Genomic DNA, 16469 nt, shown 5'->3' with positions numbered 1-16469 from the left:
CGCGCGTCACGTGGCCGAGAAGCCGGACTTGCCGTCGAAGTTGCACAGGTTCTCGGTCTGGGTGAAGTCCAGCCCGGCGCGGGCGAGGCCCGACAGCAGCTCGACGATGTCGGCGTGGCCGACCGCCACGCCCTCCGGCGCCAGGAAGCGGCAGCGCCAATGGTCGGTGCAGAAGACGCCGATGTTGCCCTCCGGCCAGACCTTCTGCGAGCGGTTGGAGATGCTGGACAGGCGCAGCGCCGGGGTGGCCACCGGCAGGACCAGCCCGGCCAACTCGTCCGGGTTGCCGCCCGGCCAGTGCAGGAACACGTCCACCCCGACCAGCTCCTTCACCGCCTTGCGGCGCGGCGACAGCCGCACCCCGGACTCATAGGCGGGCCGCGCGGTGACGGCGTAGCCGACGGTGGGCAGGGTCACCGGCATCTGGCCCAGCCGCTCCACCACCGCGTTCGTGAAGGCGTGGGTGCCGACGCGCTGGCGGCTGACCCCGCGGTTGAAGATGTCCACGGTGTGGACGCCATCCTCGATGGTCTTGAGCCAGGCGTTGTGGATGCGCGCCGCCACGTCGCCCTGCCCGATGTGGACCAGCATCATCACCGCGGCCATCAGCAGGCCCGACGGGTTGGCGATCCCCTGCCCCGCGATCATCGGCGCCGAGCCGTGGATCGCCTCGAACATGGCGCAGGCGTCGCCGATGTTGGCGGACCCGGCCAGCCCGACCGAGCCGGTGATCTGGGCGGCGATGTCCGACACGATGTCGCCGTACAGGTTCAGCGTCACGATCACATCGAAGCGCTCCGGCTGGTCGGCCAGACGGGCGGCGCCGATGTCGACGATCAGGTGGTCGGCCTTGATCTCCGGATATTCGGCGGCGATCTCGTTGAAGATCTTCAGGAACAGCCCGTCCGTCATCTTCATGACGTTGTCCTTGACGAAGGCCGTCACCTTGCGCCGATGGTTGGCGCGGGCGTAGTCGAAGGCGTAGCGCACGATGCGCTCAGACCCCGGCCGGGAGATCAGCTTGACCGACTGGATCACATCGTCGGTCTGGCGGTGCTCGATCCCGGCGTAGAGGTCCTCCTCGTTCTCGCGGATGATCACCACGTCCATGCGCGGGTGCCGCGTGCGGACATAGGGATGGTGCGACACGCAGGGCCGCACGTTGGCGAACAACCCCAGCGTGGTCCGCGCGGTGACGTTCAGCGACTTGTTGCCGTAGCCCTGCGGCGTGGTGATCGGCCCCTTCAGGAAGACGCGGGTGCGGCGGATCGACCCCCAGCCGGCGGCGTCCAGCCCGCCCAGATGGCCGCGGCGGTAGACCTGCTCGCCCGCCGGCACCTCCTCCACCTTCAGGCGGGCGCCGGCGGCCTCCATCACGTGAAGCACCGCGTCGGTGATCTCCGGACCGATGCCGTCGCCGCGGGCGACCGTGATGGGGGTGGTTTCGCGCATCCATTCACTCCTGGGGGAGCCCTCGAAGGAACGACGCCGGAGGGACCGCGGCGACCCTAGACGAAATCAGGCCCGGAGTTCAATGGGCGGTGATTTTCTCCACCTGCAAAGCCGGGACCATTGATGCGGCGACTTGACGCTGATCTGCAATGCTTGCGTTTTCCCCATGGCGGCAATGGCAAAACGGCGGGGGCGTCCGCCGGGTTGGGCTTCTATCTTCCCGCACCCTTCGACCTTGCGACACGCCACGATGCTGCAATCGCTTCCCCGCACCGCGCCCAACTCCCTTCTCGAACAGGGCCTGATCCGCGCCCTGAAGTCCTTCAACGGGCTGCTGCACGTCGTCCTGGCAATCGCCCTGGTCGCGGCGAGCGCCATGGTGGTCTGGGAATTCTTCATCGAAGCCTGGGCGGCCTTCCAGAAGGACCAGCTCGCGCACGGCTTCCTGCACGCGCTCGGCGTGCTGTTCATCGTCTGGACGCTGTCCGCGCTGATCTCCGCGGAGGTCGACTATGTGCGGACCAACCGCTTCCACCTGCGGGTCTTCCTGGAGGTGGCGATGATCACGCTGCTGCGGCAATTGATCGTGCGCCCGGTCCAGGCGGTGGCGGGCGACGTGCAGACGGGCGACTGGTCCAGCCTATGGCAGTACGGCCTTCTGCTCGCCGGCCTCATCACCGTCGCCATCGCCCACCGCCTGATCGGCGACGAGGACGCGCTGAAGCGCTGACCGCGCGCGCGGCGGTGCCGCTTCAGCCCTCGCGCCCCACGGTCTGGATCACCTCGAAGCCTTCGAACTGCGGCGGGCCGAGATAGAGCGGCTTGCGGTCGCCCGCCCCGCGATGGGCGGCACGGAACGCCTCCGAGCGGGTCCAGGCCTGGAAATCCGCCTCCGACTCCCAAACGGTGTGGGATGAGTAGAGGCGATGGTCCTCGTAACGAGGGCCGCGCAGCATGTGGAACTCCACGAAGCCCGGAACCGTGTTCAGATGGACCTCGCGGTTCAGCCAGACCTCCTCGAAGTCCTGTTCCGCGTCCGGACGCACGCGGAAACGGTTCATGGCGATGTACATGGCGGAGCCTCCCGATGCCGTCCCTGAAAGCGGACCCTTCGACCCGAGCCTTCAAGGTGACGACGGAGGCCCGCCCCGTCAACCGCCCGCCGGCCGTCAGACCTCGCCCTTGGCGAGATCGCTGTGCAGCCGCCCGATGGTGTCGGCCAGATTGATGCCCAGATCGAACAAGACGTCATCCCACGGGATAGCCTTCCACTTGCCCTGATCGGCGGCCTGCTTGCACGCGTTGCGAGTTGCCGACTTGATGTTCACTTCCTTGGGCGCCTTGCTGTCGACGTATTCCTTATAGGCCTTTTCCGACGCGTCCTCCTTCGAAAGCTTGCGCTTCAGGATCAAGTCGTACAGCTCGATGTTCTCCATCGAGAATTCCTTCTTGGCCTGCTTCTGCAGCAGCTTGAACCAGTAAGGCGACTTGAAGTACCCGTCGATGTCCTTGGGCAGATCGTCGAACCGCTCCAGATCCGTCACGACGTTGGCGGCGATCTTGCTCAGCGACGCCACCATGGCGGCGCAGGCCTCGGCGTAGACCGTGTCGCCGTCCTGCTTGGCGGCCTTGCCGGCCGCATCGAGCGTCGGGATGTAGTTGCCCGCCGCGCTCTGGAAGGCGCGGGCGTGCTTCTGCGCGTCCTTGATCGTCGTGGCGGCGTCGTAGCTCTTCAGCGCGCTCTCCAAGCCGGTCGAGCTGATCTTGCTGAACAGCTTGCCGAAGCGGCTCTTGGGGTCGGGCTTCTTCTTGCCCGTTGCCTTTTCGAAGCGGTCCTTCGCCTTTTTCCACGACTCCAGATAGGATTTCGCCACGGCCTTCTCCCTTCGAACGCTGGTTGGCCGTGACGATAGAAACGGGAATTCGGTCCGGCAAACGCCGTTCGGTCCGTTCAGGAGGAAATGGGCGGGAGGCGACCGGCGCCCTCCGCCCGCTCCCCCCTGCCCCTTACGCGGCGCGAATGCCGGCCAGGAAGCGCTCAACCTCGGACCGCAGGACCTCCGACTGGCGGGACAACTCGCCGGCGGCGCCCAGCACCTGGGTGGCGGCGGAGCCGGTCTGGGTGGCGCCGTCGCTGACTTCGGTGATGTTGGTGGTCACCAGATGGGTGCCCTGCGCGGCCTGCTGCACGTTGCGGGCGATCTCGCCGGTCGCCGACCCCTGCTCTTCGACCGCCGAGGCGATGATCGTGGCGATCTCGCTGATGGTGCCGATGGTGTCGCCGATCCCGTTGATGGCCGCCGCCGCCCCGCCGGTGGCCTCCTGCATGGAGGCGATCTGGGAGGCGATCTCCTCGGTCGCCTTGGCGGTCTGGTTGGCGAGGTTCTTCACTTCCGACGCCACGACGGCGAAGCCCTTGCCGGCCTCGCCGGCGCGGGCCGCCTCGATCGTCGCGTTCAGCGCCAGCAGGTTGGTCTGGCTGGCGATGTCGGTGATCAGCTTCACCACGTCGCCGATCCGCTGCGCCTGCGCGACGAGGCCCTGGACGCGCTCGTTGGTCTGCTGCGCCTCGCCCACCGCGTGGCTGGCGATGTTGGTCGAGCGCGTCACCTGACCGCTGATCTCATTGATCGACGCGCTCAGCTCGTTGGTCGCCGCGGCGACGGTCTGCACGTTGACCGACGCCTGCTCGGCCGCGGCCGCCGTGCTGGCCGCCTGCCCCTTGGTCTGGTCGGCGGTCGTCAGCATGCTCTGCGCCGTGGCCTCCAGCTCCGTGGCGGCGGAGGCGACGGTGCGCAGGATGCCGGAGACGTTGCGGTCGAAGGACTGGACCAGTTCCTCGACGGCGTGGGTGCGCCGCTCCTTGGCGAAGCGCTCCGCCTCCTCGGCGACCCGCATGCGCTCGCGGTCCACGGCGTTGTCCTTGAAGACCGCCACCGCCTTGGCCATGCCGCCGATCTCGTCGCCACGGCCGAGGCCCGGAACGGTCACCGAGGTATCGCCCGTTGCCAGCCGCTCCATGACGCCGGTGATTCCGGCGATCGGGCGGGAAATCCCGACGCGAGCGACCAGGACGCTCAACGCCAGCGCGCCGAGTCCGCCGCCGATGCCGACCACCATCATGAGCGTCGTCATCAGGCTGTTCACAGCGGTCAGCTCATCGTTGGCCTTGTCGATGCCCTGCATATTGCGTTCGGAGGCCTTCTCCAAGAACTGGCCCAGCTTGCTGCGCAGCGCGCGGGCCTCGGGGGTGTCGCCGTGCTCGCGCGCCTTGTCCGGGCCGACCTCCATGCCGAGACGGGCAACCTCGTTGCGGTGCAGGACGAAGGCGCGGGCCGTCTGCTGCGTCTCGCCGAAAGCGGCCTTGCTTTCCGGAGGCAGCAGAGATTCGAGCTTGCCCACGAGCTTTTCCAGTTCGCTGGTGGCGCCGACAATGTTCTTGGCGTAGGGCGTCGCGTCCGCCGTCCCATCCGCGGCATAGATGCCGCGGCTGTCCATGACGACCTTGTAAATCAGGCTGTTGATCTGCTCGTTGATCAGGGCGCGCCGGGACCAGTTCTGAATCTGGTCGAACTTGTCGTCATACGCCTGCATTCCGAACGAGCCGACGCCACCAATGATAGCGGCCACCACACCCAGAATCGCGACAACGCTGTAGATTTTGCCGCTGATGCTGATGCGCGCAAGAACACCCTCCATTTTCCCTGACCCTCATCGACTGCATGCTGTGAACGGGAAGCTTCATGCTTCGTAGTGCAATCGTATGCGTTCAAGGCAGAACGATTCTCAGCAATGCTTTGCCCACGAATGTTGCCGAGAAGTCGCAGAAATGACGATCAATGTTTAAAACGAAGGAAAGCCCGACCCCGATTGTATCATATAGTAATACAATTTCGAGTAATGTTCAGATACTTAACTTTACGACTCGGATTTCTTGATCTATGAAAACCGCAAACTCGTTCCGTTTCCGAAGCAAATCAGTTCGAGTAATCAAACATTGGCGAGCTCTTCTCAGCCAGTGATTGATAATCCACCCCGTCCGGAATCATCAACGCACATCTTCCATTTCGGCGTACGCCGATGGATTGAAAACCCGCGGCTTTGGATTGGATTTTTGAAGGGACGCGGTTGTCGGGAGCTGCTTAGCGCACCAGCTCACGCATCGCTGCGTCCAGACCCTGCAATGTTAACGGGTACATGCGGCCGCCCAGAAGCCGCTGCAGCATGCGCGTGCTCTCCGTGTAGCCCCAGCGCGATTCCGGCGTGGGGTTGAGCCAGACGGCGCGGCTGTAAACGGACAGCATCCGCTGCAGCCAGACCTGCCCCGATTCCTCGTTCCAATGCTCGACGCTGCCGCCGGCATAGGCGATCTCGTAGGGGCTCATCGCCGCGTCGCCGACGAAGACCAGCTTGTAGTCGGCGGGATAGGTGTGCAGCACGTCCCAGGTCGGGGTGCGCTCGTCGTGGCGGCGCTTGTTGTCGCGCCACACGCTCTCGTAGACGCAGTTGTGGAAGTAGAAGTGCTCCAGATGCTTGAACTCGCCCCGCGCCGCCGAGAACAACTCCTCGACCAGCCGGATGTGGTCGTCCATCGAGCCCCCGATGTCGAGGAACAGCAGCACCTTCACCGTGTTGTGCCGCTCCGGCACCATCTTCAGGTCCAGCCAGCCGGCGTTGCTGGCGGTGGCGCGGATGGTGCCCGGCAGGTCGAGCTCGCTGGCCGCCCCGGTGCGGGCGAACTTGCGCAGGCGGCGCAGCGCCACCTTGATGTTGCGGGTGCCGATCTCGACCTGATCGTCCAGATTCTTGAACTCCCGCTTGTCCCACACCTTCACGGCGCGGCGGTGGCGGGATTCGTGCTGACCGATGCGCACGCCCTCCGGGTTGTAGCCGTAGGCGCCGAAGGGCGAGGTGCCGGCGGTGCCGATCCATTTGGAGCCGCCCTGATGCCGCCCCTTCTGCTCGGCCAGCCGCTCGGCCAGCGTCTCCATCAGCTTTTCCCAGCCGCCCAGCGCCTGGATCTGCGCCTTCTCCTCCTCGGTCAGGAAGCGTTCGGCCAGCTTGCGCAGCCACTCCTCCGGCAGATCGACCACGGGAATTTCGTCGCCCCCGGCGCCCTCCGCCCCCTCCAGCCCCTTGAAGACCTGCCCGAACACGCGGTCGAAGCGGTCGAGATTGCGCTCGTCCTTCACCAGACAGGCCCGGCTGAGGTAATAGAAGTCTTCGACGCGGAAGTCGGCGACGCCGCGCTTCATGGCCTCCATGAGCGTCAGGTACTCGTTCAGCGAGACCGGCACGCCCGCCTTGCGCAGTTCGAAGAAGAAACCCGTGAACATGCCGCTTCCCCCCGTGGGGTTTCGTCCCCATCCGCCCTCATCGTAGCGCCGACCCGCCAGGAACGCCATGACAGCCCTTCTCGACTTCGCCCGCGCGCTGGAGTTCGCCGCGCACAAGCACATCGATCAGCGCCGCAAGGGCGTGCGCGCCGAGCCCTACCTCAACCATCTCTCGGAGGTGGCGTTCCTGTGCGCCGAGGCGACGGCCGGCAATGACCCGGTGGTGGTCATCGCCGCGCTGCTGCACGACACGCTGGAGGACACCGACGCCTCCTATGAGGAGATCGAGCAGCATTTCGGGGCGGAGGTCGCCGGCGTCGTCGCCGAGACCACCGACGACAAGCGCCTGCGCAAGGCGGAGCGCAAGCAGCGGCAGATCGACGCCGCCCCCACCGCCTCCGCCCGCGCCAAGCTGGTGAAGCTGGCCGACAAGGTGTCCAACCTGCGCTCCATGGCGCACAGTCCGCCCGCCGACTGGCCGCTGGAGCGCAAGGTTGAGTATTTCGAGTGGGCGCACGCGGTCGTCGCCGGCCTGCGCGGCACCGACGCCCGGCTGGAATCGCTGTTCGACCGCGCCTATGAGGACGGGCTGGCCGAGCTGCGCGGCGAGGCGGTCTGACCCATTTTGCCGCTGCGGCGGCTGATTTACCGCAGTGTGACTACATCACGGAAGGCTTATAAAAGAGGGACTAGGTTGGCCGCCGCGTCAAAGCAAGGTCGCACGCCATGTCCCTCACCTCCCCCGCCGCCCAAACCCCCGCCGCCCGTGATGCCGACCAGCCACGCGAGCGCTGGTTCGTGCAACGCCCCAAGGTCTACGCCGCCGACGTCCATGGCCGTTTCCGCCGCCTGAAATGGCTGGCGCTGGCGGTCCTGCTCGGCATCTACTACGTCACGCCCTGGCTGCGCTGGGAGCGCGGGCCGGGCATTCCCGATCAGGCGGTGCTGGTCGACATGGTGGGCCGGCGCGCCTACTTCCTGTGGATCGAGATCTGGCCGCAGGAGGTCTATTACCTGACCGGCCTGCTCATCATCGGCGCCTTCGGCATCTTCTTCGCCACCACCCTGCTCGGCCGCATCTGGTGCGGCTACGCCTGCCCGCAGACGGTCTGGACCGACCTGTTCATGTGGGTGGAGCGCAAGCTGGAAGGACCGCGCACCGAGCGCATCCGGCTGGACAAGGCGCCGATGTCGGCGCGCAAGCTGGGGCTGAAGGCGTCGAAGCACGTCATCTGGCTGGTGATTTCCCTGGTCACCGGCGGCGCCTGGATCTTCTACTTCAACGACGCCCCGACCCTGCTGCGCGAGATCGTGACCGGCGAGGTGTCGTGGAAGGTCCTGGCCTTCGCCGGGCTGTTCTCCGCCACCACCTATTTCTTCGCCGGCTGGGCGCGCGAGCAGATCTGCATCTATGTCTGCCCCTGGCGCAGCTTCCAGGCGGCGATGGTGGACGAGGACACCTACGTCGTCACCTACCAGGACTGGCGCGGCGAAGGGCGCGCGCCGCTGCGCAAGTCGCAGAGCTGGGAGGAGCGGACGGCGGAGGGGCTGGGCGACTGCGTCGATTGCAAGCTGTGCGTCCATGTCTGCCCGACCGGCACCGACATCCGCAAGGGCCAGCAGATTTCCTGCATCGGCTGCGGCCTGTGCGTGGACGCCTGCAACGACGTGATGGCCCAGGTCGGACGCCCCGGCGACCTGATCCTGTTCGACACCCGCTCCAACCAGGTCGCCAAGGCCGAAGGCCAGGCCGCCCCGGTGCGGCTGCTGCGCCCGCGCACGGTGATCTACGCCCTCATCATCCTGGTGGTGGCCGGCGCCATGGCGATCTCGCTGGCCATGCGCCCGACGCTGGACGTCAGCGTGCTGCGCGACCGCGCCCCGCTCTACGTGCAGCAGTCGAACGGCGACGTGCAGAACGCCTACACCATCAAGATCCTCAACAAGACCCACGAGGCGCGGACCTACCGCCTGTCGGTGGAGGGTTTGGCAAAGGCCGACCTCTCGGTCGCCAGCGTCGATGCCCAGTCCGGAAGTTCGCTGACCCTGGGCGCGGAAGCGGACTCGGTGGCGACCTACCGCATCTTCGTCCGCGTCCCGCAGGGCGCCGCGGCGCCGGGCTCCACCGATGTGACGGTGCTGGCGCGCGACCTGACCAGCGGCGAGATCGGCCGGCACCGCAGCGTGTTCATGGCGCCCTGAAGAGTCCCTCTCCCGGGGCGGGAGAGGGACAGTCCGCATCCGTTCAGTGCATAGCGTGCCCGCCGGCCGCGGCGGCACCGGTGAGCAGCGTCGGGTCCAGCATGCCGAAGATCATGGCGATGTGGGCGACGATCAGGAACAGCCCGACCAGGGCCGCGTGGATCGCCATGCGGCCATGCTCGCCGCGGCCCCGGCCGATCAGCCCGAGGTCCAGCAGCGCGATGCCGCCGAGCGGGACGATGCCGGCGAGGTAGAAGCCCACCGCCAGCACGTCCGCCGGCCCGCGCCAACCGCCCGACGCGGTCAGCGGAACGACCGCGTTCTGCATCAGGTGGACGAAGACGCCCGTGAAATAGACGCCGACGGTGATGCCGGCCCAGCGGTTCAGCCGCCGCACCGGGCCGTCGTAGTCACGGGTGTAGAGCAGGTACAGTTCGCTGATCGCCACCGTCTCGGCCAGGATGACGGGGACCGCCATGAAAATCAGCAGGTTCCAGGGCTGGTTGACGGCCAGCAGTTCCATGTAGTGGGTCATGGTCATGGGGTGACTCGCGCGTGTTCGGCGGGCGCGCCGGTGCCTTGTAAAGCACAAGTCCTGGCACGGGTCGTGGCGCGTCCGCGGGTCGGGAAAAAGGCGACGGCAGAACGGGAGTCAGGCGCGCGGCGGGGGCAGCGGCGGCGCGTGGGCGGTGGCGGTGGGCTCGGCGTCCGCGCCGGGAAGCAGGGTCGCGAGGCGATGACCGAAGGGCACCCCGATGCGCGCCGGCAGGCCGGCCAGATCACAGGCCCCGCTCAGGCAGAGACACCCGGCGGTGCCGTGCGCGTGGGGCCTTTCCGGAGCCGGGCTGTCCGTCGGGTGGTGGATGTCGCAGTCCGCGGCATCCTGCACCACGGTGGACTCGCAGTGCGGTGCCGGGAGGTCCGGCGCGCGCATGGGCACGGCACCGCCGAGAAGCCCGACGGCGAGAACCACAAACGCGAGGAGGGACGCCAGACGAGTCACGGAAACAGCCGGCCTTTGCCTGCGTGGCCACCGCCCTTCCGACGGTGCGCCCGCAGGTCGATCCTTGTCCCGTGCCGGCCCACGGTCATTGATGCCGATCAAGCGGCGGCGAGCGTCCGCACCAGAGTGTCGGAATCCACGTTGCGACCGGACAGCACGGCGACGGTCCGCCCCTCCTTCGGCAGCTTCCCGGCCAGCAGCGCCGCCACGGCCGCCGCCCCGGCACCTTCCGCCACCATGCCGAAGGCGCCGTGCAGGGTGCGCATCGCCGCCGCGACTTCCCCCTCCTCCACCTCGACCAGGGCGTCCACGAAGCCGACCAGCAGCGCCTGCGGGAGCTTGCCCAGCGCGTCCACGGCGATGCCGTCCGCGAGGGTCGGCCCCCGCCGGCGCGCCAGCCGCACCCCGACCACGGCGACGGAGGGCTTGCGCGCCTTCACCGCCGCCGCCATCCCGGCCAGCAGACCGCCGCCGCCCACCGGCACCACCAGCGTGTCGAGGTCCGGGCGGTCGGCCAGCACCTCCAGCCCCACCGTCCCCTGCCCCGCAATCACGTCCGGGTCGTCGTAGGGATGCACGAAGGTCAGTCGCCGCTCCGCCGCCAATTGCAGCGCGCGGGCCTTCGCCTCGCCCACGTTGGCCCCGGACAGCACGACCTCGGCGCCCAGAGCCTCCGTCCGCTCCACCTTGCAGCGCGGCGCGGTGACCGGCATGACGATGGTCGCCGCCACCCCCAGCCGTTGCGCGTGCAGCGCCAGTCCGGCGGCGTGGTTTCCCGCCGACATCGCGACGACGCCCGCCGCGCGCTCCAGCGCCGTCAGACGCAGCAGGCGGTTCAGGGCACCGCGCTCCTTGAAGGCACCGGTCGCCTGGAAGGTCTCGGCCTTCAGCCAGACGTCCCGCCCCAGCGCCGAGGCGTGCAGCAGCGGCGTGCGGACGATTCGCCCGCGCAGACGCTCGGCGGCGTCCTCGATGGCGGAGAAGGGAAGCCAGGGCGGCAGACGGTCTTTGGTTTGGCGGTCTTCGGTGTCGCGGCGACAGGAAACGGCAGGCAGACAGGTGGCGTGCGCGGACGGCATCGCGGGAGTCCTCGGGCGGAGGGAATGAACGGGGGGCGGAAAAGGAAGGCGCGAAACCCGGCCCGCGTCAGCGGACCGGGACGATAATTCGCGCGGAGCCCCGCATTCGCTCCGCCAGGGGGCGCAACGGACGCGTGAAGCAACGGATCATGGGATCGTGATGGACCGGATTAGGGGTTCCGGAAGACCCAGGGCGCACGGACACGCCACACTCCACACCAGATTGCGAAAACGAACGCTCGCGGTCCGGCGCCCTCTGTCAGAGCGCCGGGGCGGTAATTCGCATTCGGTTCAGGTGCGGGATCGACTGCATGGGTTCAGGCTGCCCCAGAAGCACGGACCGGGTCAAGCCCTTCCAACCGCCCTTCCCGCCTGATGGAAGCGATCAGGAAGCGCTGGGTTCTTTCCCAAAAGCGGTTTTTCAGCGCCGCATCGACAATTTTCACGTTTGCCAAAGCATGATTGCAACACCGATGATTTGCATATCCCGCAAAAAATCATCCGAGACGGGACGCCCAGGAGATTTGCGCACAAAAGCAATGTGGAGGCAGAGGATGAGCATTCTCTCGGTTCAGACGGCGCTTCAGGCCAAAGGGTTCGACCCCGGACCGTTGGACGGGGTTTGGGGACGAAAGACCATCGCTGCGGTCATCGCGTTCCAACAGGCGCACGAACTTATCCCCACTGGAGCGCTCGACGCCCATACGGAGCGCGCGCTCTTCATGGGCGCGTCCCCACCCGGTGTCGCCGACACGCTGGTCTGGATGGACGAAGCCAAGCGGCTGATGGGCACCAGGGAAGTGTCGGGTCACGGATCGAACGAGATAATTCTGCAATGGGCCGACGACCTCGACCTTCATTACCCGGACGATGACATTCCCTGGTGCGGCCTGTTCGTCGCGCATTGCATTGGCGCCACCCTTCCGTCGGAGGCACTCCCCAGCAACCCGCTCGGCGCCCGCAGCTGGCTCAAGGCTGGAAAGGCCTGCGCCCCGTCCTGGGGGGCGATCTTGGTGTTCTGGCGCGGCTCGATGGCCGGATGGGAGGGTCATGTGGGCTTCTGCGCCGGCATGGACGAGGACGCCTTTCACGTTCTCGGCGGAAACCAGTCGAACAGTGTCAGCATCGCCAGGATCGCCAGAGACCGCCTTCTGGACGCCCGCTGGCCGGTGACATCGCCCATCCCCCCCCAAGGCACGCTGGTGGCCTCCGCCCCGGCCGAGGCCGCGCTGTCGGAGAATGAGGTGTAACATTTGGAGGAGGGCGACAGGCCGGAACGTTGGCGGAACGGGATGATGCGGGCCGGAAAAACCCGGTCCGCCGTCCTCAGCGCCCTTCCCGTTTGGCGAGAAAAGCCAGCCGTTCCAGCAGATGCACATCCTGCTCGTTCTTCAGAAGCGCGCCGCACAGCGGCGGGATCAGGCTGCGGGCGTCCTTGGCGCGCAGGGTCTCGGGGTCCACATCCTCGACCATCAGCAGCTTGATCCAGTCGAGAAGCTCCGACGTGGATGGCTTCTTCTTCAGCCCCGGAACCTCGCGCAGGCTGTAGAACAGCGACATCGCCTCGCGCAGCAGGTCCTGCTTCAGGCCGGGATAGTGGACATCGACGATCCGCTCCATGGTGTCGCGGTCGGGGAAGCGGATGTAATGGAAGAAGCAGCGGCGCAGGAAGGCGTCCGGCAGTTCCTTCTCGTTGTTCGACGTGATGATGACGAGGGGGCGCCGCGCCGCCTTGACCGTCTGCCGCGTCTCGTAGACGTGGAACTCCATGCGATCGAGTTCGAGCAGCAGGTCGTTGGGAAACTCGATGTCGGCTTTGTCGATCTCGTCGATCAGCAGCACGGGGGGCTCGGGCGCCTCGAACGCTTCCCACAGCTTGCCGCGCACGATGTAGTTGCCGATGTCGTGCACCCGCTCCTCGCCGAGCTGGCTGTCGCGCAGGCGGCTGACCGCGTCGTACTCGTAGAGGCCCTGCTGCGCCTTGGTGGTGGACTTGATGTGCCAGGCGAGCAGCGGCTTGTTCAGGGCGCGGGCGACTTCCTGGGCCAGCACGGTCTTGCCGGTCCCCGGCTCCCCCTTCACCAGCAGCGGGCGCTCAAGCGTGATGGCGGCGTTGACAGCCACCATCAGGTCGTCGGTGGCGACGTAGGAATCGGTGCCGGTGAAGCGCATGCCAGTCGGTTCCACGGTATCGTTCGTTGACCCGCGCATCCTTCCAGCACGGCGGGCGTCATGCAAGACGGAACCGCCGCGGGCCACCCGGCGTTCCCCCGCGGAAGGAGAGCGCAATGGCGACCGATCCCAATTTCTGGCCCGATTATCTGGAACAGCACCGCAACCCGACGAACCGGGCGCTGCACGTCGCCGGCACGCTGTCGGCGGCCGCCCTGCTGGGGGTGGGGCTGGCCCGCCGTGACTGGCGGGCGCTCGTGGCGGCGCCGCTGGTCGGCTACGGCGCGGCGTGGCTGGGGCATTTCCTGGTGGAGCGCAATCGGCCCAAGACGCTGGACGCGCCGCTGGCCTCGCTGGCCGCGGACGTGCGCATGGCCGGGCTGGCCATGACCGGCCAGCTGGCGCGGGAATACCGGCGCTACGGCATTCCCGACCGCCCCGGCCTCGTTATTCGCCAGCGTCCCCCGAGCGCACCCGCGTTGGAGCCGGTGCGCTCGGACGATAGGCGCGGTTAGGAGGCGGCCTTCGCCGGTGCTGGTTAGGAGGCGGCCTTCGCCGCCACCGCCTTCTCGATGGCCTCGACGGCGGCGGGCGCCAGCGCGGCGTCCGGACCACCGGCCTGGGCCATGTCCGGACGGCCGCCGCCACCCTTCCCACCCAGAGCCTCCGCACCGACGCGCACCAGATCGACGGCGCTGATCTTGCCGGTCAGGTCGTCGGTGACGCCGACGACGATGGACGCCTTGCCTTCGTTCGAGGCGATCAGGACGACCACGCCGGAGCCGACCTGCTTCTTCAGCTCGTCGGCCATCGGCTTCAGATCCTTGGCCGGCAGGCCCTCGACCACGCGGGCGGCGAACTTCACGCCCGCGACGTCCTTGGCCTCGCTGCCGCCCTCGGCCTTGGCGCCACCGCCCATGGCCACTTGGCGACGGAGTTCGGCCAGCTCGCGCTCCATCTTCTTGCGCTCGTCGACCAGAGCGGCGAGGCGCGAGGGGACGTCCTCCGGACGGACCTTCAGGACGGACGCGGCCTCGGTCAGCAGATGGTCGCGCTCCGACAGCCACGCCTTGGCGCCGGTGCCGGTCAGCGCCTCGATGCGGCGGACGCCGGCGGCGACGGCGCCCTCGGCGACGATGGTGAACAGGCCGATGTCGCCGGTGCGGCGGACGTGGGTGCCGCCGCACAGCTCGATGGAGTAGTCGCGGTCCAGCTCGCCGTGCGGACCGCCCATGGAGACGACGCGCACCTCGTCGCCGTACTTCTCGCCGAACAGGGCCATGGCGCCCGACGCGCGGGCCTCGTCCGGGGACATCAGCCGGGTGACGACCTCGCTGTTGCCGAGGATGCGGCGGTTCACCTCGTCCTCGACCGCGGCGATGTCCGCCGGAGTCAGGCCGGTTGGCTGGCTGATGTCGAAGCGCAGGCGCTCCTGGGCGACCAGCGAGCCCTTCTGGGTGACATGCTCGCCCAGGCGGCGGCGCAGCGCCTCGTGCAGCAGGTGGGTGGCCGAGTGGTTGGCGCGGATGGCCGAGCGGCGCTCCGTATCGACGCGCAGTTCCACCACGTCGCCGACCTTCAGCGTGCCCTTGGTGACCGTGCCGACATGGGCCCAGACGGCGCCCAGCTTCTTCTGGGTGTCGGAGACGGCGACCTCGGTGCCCTCGGCGGAGAAGATCACGCCGGCGTCGCCGACCTGACCGCCCGACTCACCGTAGAAGGGCGTCTGGTTCACGATGACCAGCACCTCGTCCCCGGCGGCGGCCTGCTCGACGCGGGCGTCGCCCTTGACGATGGCGGTCACCTTGCCCTCGGCGACCTCGGTGTCGTAGCCGAAGAACTCCGTGGCGCCCAGCTCGTCCTTCAGCTCGTACCACAGCTTCTCGGTCGTCGCCTCGCCCGAGCCGGCCCAGGACTCGCGGGCCTTGCGGCGCTGCTCGTCCATGGCGGCCTTGAAGCCGCTTTCGTCGACCGGGCGGCCCTGGGTGCGCAGCACGTCCTGGGTCAGGTCGAGCGGGAAGCCGTAGGTGTCGTACAGCTTGAAGGCGACGTCGCCGGGCAGCGGCTGCCCCTCGCCCAGACGGCCGACCTCGTCCTCCAGCAGGCGCAGGCCGCGCTCCAGCGTCTGCTTGAAGCGGGTCTCCTCCAGCTTCAGCGTCTCGACGATCAGGGCGCGGGCGCGGTTCAGCTCCGGATAGGCGTCGCCCATCTGCTGGATCAGCGCCGGGACGAGGCGGTGCATCAGCGGTTCGCGGGCGCCGATCATGTGGGCGTGACGCATGGCGCGGCGCATGATGCGGCGCAGCACATAACCGCGCCCCTCGTTCGACGGCAGCACGCCGTCGGCGATCAGGAAGCAGCAGGAGCGCAGATGGTCGGCGATGACGCGGTGCGAGACGGCGTGTGGGCCGTCCGGCGCGGTCTTCGTCGCCTCGGCGGACGCCACGATCAGCGCCCGCATCAGGTCGATGTCGTAGTTGTCGTGCTTGCCCTGAAGCACGGCGGCCAGACGCTCCAGCCCCATGCCGGTGTCGATGGACGGCTTGGGCAGGGCGATCAGGTCGTCGGGACCGCGCTGCTCATACTGCATGAACACGAGGTTCCAGATCTCGATGAAGCGGTCGCCGTCCTGGTCGGGCGAGCCCGGAGGACCGCCGGCGATGTGCGGACCGTGGTCGAAGAAGATCTCCGAGCACGGACCGCAGGGACCCGTATCGCCCATGCGCCAGAAATTGTCGTCGGTCGGGATGCGGATGATGCGGTCGTCCGACAGGCCGGCGACCTTGCGCCAGATGCCTGCCGCGTCCTCGTCGGAGCTGTGGACGGTGACCAGCAGCTTGTCCGCCGGCAGCCCGAACTCCTTCGTCACGAGGTTCCAGGCGAAGGCGATCGCGTCGTCCTTGAAATAGTCGCCGAACGAGAAGTTGCCCAGCATCTCGAAGAAGGTGTGGTGCCGCGCCGTGTAGCCGACGTTGTCCAGGTCGTTGTGCTTGCCGCCCGCGCGCACGCACTTCTGCGAGGTGGTCGCGCGCGAATAAGGCCGCTGCTCCGCCCCGGTGAAGACGTTCTTGAACTGCACCATGCCGGCGTTCGTGAACATCAGCGTCGGGTCGTTGCGCGGAACCAGCGGCGACGACTCCACGATCTGGTGGCCGTTCTTCGCGAAAAAGTCCAGGAACGTGCGGCGGATGTCGTTGGCGGTCTTCATAAGCTGTCCAGGCTCCG

General features: G+C 67.7%; 15 protein-coding genes. 5 read left to right on the top strand and 10 right to left on the bottom strand.

What is annotated here, in order from left to right; genetic code table 11:
- Positions 1–6 precede the first annotated feature (6 nt).
- A complete protein-coding gene (locus tag FBZ83_RS21855; protein WP_145688688.1) occupies positions 7–1452 on the bottom strand; it encodes an NADP-dependent isocitrate dehydrogenase in 1446 nt (481 codons plus the stop codon).
- 250 nt (positions 1453–1702) lie between these two features.
- Between FBZ83_RS21855 and FBZ83_RS21850 the strand changes: the two genes are divergently transcribed.
- Positions 1703–2182 carry a phosphate-starvation-inducible PsiE family protein gene (locus FBZ83_RS21850; protein WP_145688686.1) on the top strand — a complete coding sequence of 160 codons (480 nt, stop codon included), beginning with the start codon at positions 1703–1705 and terminating at the stop codon, positions 2180–2182.
- 22 nt (positions 2183–2204) lie between these two features.
- Here FBZ83_RS21850 and FBZ83_RS21845 read toward each other — a convergent pair whose 3' ends face one another.
- The 4 genes from FBZ83_RS21845 to FBZ83_RS21830 all read right to left on the bottom strand — a co-directional run bounded on the left by FBZ83_RS21845 (position 2205) and on the right by FBZ83_RS21830 (position 6788).
- Positions 2205–2525 (bottom strand): antibiotic biosynthesis monooxygenase family protein, encoded by a 321-nt coding sequence (locus FBZ83_RS21845; RefSeq protein ID WP_145688684.1) that lies wholly within the window; start codon positions 2523–2525, stop codon positions 2205–2207.
- Between the two features lie 96 nt (positions 2526–2621).
- Positions 2622–3326, bottom strand: coding sequence for a hypothetical protein (locus FBZ83_RS21840; RefSeq protein ID WP_145688682.1), 705 nt, complete (start codon positions 3324–3326; stop codon positions 2622–2624).
- A gap of 133 nt (positions 3327–3459) precedes the next feature.
- Positions 3460–5151, bottom strand: a complete 1692-nt coding sequence (locus FBZ83_RS21835; protein ID WP_145688680.1) for a methyl-accepting chemotaxis protein — start codon at positions 5149–5151, stop codon at positions 3460–3462.
- Between the two features lie 443 nt (positions 5152–5594).
- Positions 5595–6788 carry a vWA domain-containing protein gene (locus FBZ83_RS21830; RefSeq protein WP_145688677.1) on the bottom strand — a complete coding sequence of 398 codons (1194 nt, stop codon included), beginning with the start codon at positions 6786–6788 and terminating at the stop codon, positions 5595–5597.
- 67 nt (positions 6789–6855) lie between these two features.
- Between FBZ83_RS21830 and FBZ83_RS21825 the strand changes: the two genes are divergently transcribed.
- Positions 6856–7407, top strand: coding sequence for an HD domain-containing protein (locus FBZ83_RS21825; protein WP_145688675.1), 552 nt, complete (start codon positions 6856–6858; stop codon positions 7405–7407).
- A gap of 107 nt (positions 7408–7514) precedes the next feature.
- Complete coding sequence (ccoG, locus tag FBZ83_RS21820; RefSeq protein WP_145688673.1) at positions 7515–8990, top strand: cytochrome c oxidase accessory protein CcoG; 1476 nt, start codon at positions 7515–7517, stop codon at positions 8988–8990.
- A 43-nt stretch (positions 8991–9033) separates the two neighbouring features.
- Here the strand turns inward: ccoG and FBZ83_RS21815 are convergent, their stop codons facing one another.
- The 3 genes from FBZ83_RS21815 to FBZ83_RS21805 all read right to left on the bottom strand — a co-directional run bounded on the left by FBZ83_RS21815 (position 9034) and on the right by FBZ83_RS21805 (position 11072).
- A complete protein-coding gene (locus FBZ83_RS21815) occupies positions 9034–9531 on the bottom strand; it encodes a DUF6803 family protein (protein ID WP_145688671.1) in 498 nt (165 codons plus the stop codon).
- A 111-nt stretch (positions 9532–9642) separates the two neighbouring features.
- Positions 9643–9924 (bottom strand): hypothetical protein, encoded by a 282-nt coding sequence (locus FBZ83_RS21810; protein WP_186466158.1) that lies wholly within the window; start codon positions 9922–9924, stop codon positions 9643–9645.
- Positions 9925–10091: 167 nt separating this feature from the next.
- Positions 10092–11072, bottom strand: a complete 981-nt coding sequence (locus FBZ83_RS21805) for a threonine ammonia-lyase (protein ID WP_145688666.1) — start codon at positions 11070–11072, stop codon at positions 10092–10094.
- 554 nt (positions 11073–11626) lie between these two features.
- Here FBZ83_RS21805 and FBZ83_RS21800 point away from each other — a divergent pair.
- Positions 11627–12322: a TIGR02594 family protein gene (locus tag FBZ83_RS21800; protein WP_145688665.1), complete on the top strand. Its 696-nt coding sequence runs from the start codon at positions 11627–11629 to the stop codon at positions 12320–12322.
- A 76-nt stretch (positions 12323–12398) separates the two neighbouring features.
- Here FBZ83_RS21800 and FBZ83_RS21795 read toward each other — a convergent pair whose 3' ends face one another.
- Positions 12399–13244, bottom strand: coding sequence for an AAA family ATPase (locus tag FBZ83_RS21795; RefSeq protein WP_014240958.1), 846 nt, complete (start codon positions 13242–13244; stop codon positions 12399–12401).
- A gap of 116 nt (positions 13245–13360) precedes the next feature.
- On the opposite strand from FBZ83_RS21795, the gene FBZ83_RS21790 reads away from it, so the two are divergent.
- Complete coding sequence (locus FBZ83_RS21790; RefSeq protein ID WP_145688663.1) at positions 13361–13759, top strand: DUF962 domain-containing protein; 399 nt, start codon at positions 13361–13363, stop codon at positions 13757–13759.
- A 23-nt stretch (positions 13760–13782) separates the two neighbouring features.
- Here FBZ83_RS21790 and alaS read toward each other — a convergent pair whose 3' ends face one another.
- Entirely contained in the window at positions 13783–16452 is a 2670-nt protein-coding gene (alaS, locus tag FBZ83_RS21785; RefSeq protein WP_145688661.1) for an alanine--tRNA ligase, read from the bottom strand.
- Positions 16453–16469 lie beyond the last annotated feature (17 nt).

This window comes from Azospirillum brasilense (genome assembly GCF_007827815.1).
GTDB lineage: Bacteria > Pseudomonadota > Alphaproteobacteria > Azospirillales > Azospirillaceae > Azospirillum > Azospirillum brasilense_C.
This window is presented reverse-complemented; position numbering and strand designations above follow the sequence as displayed.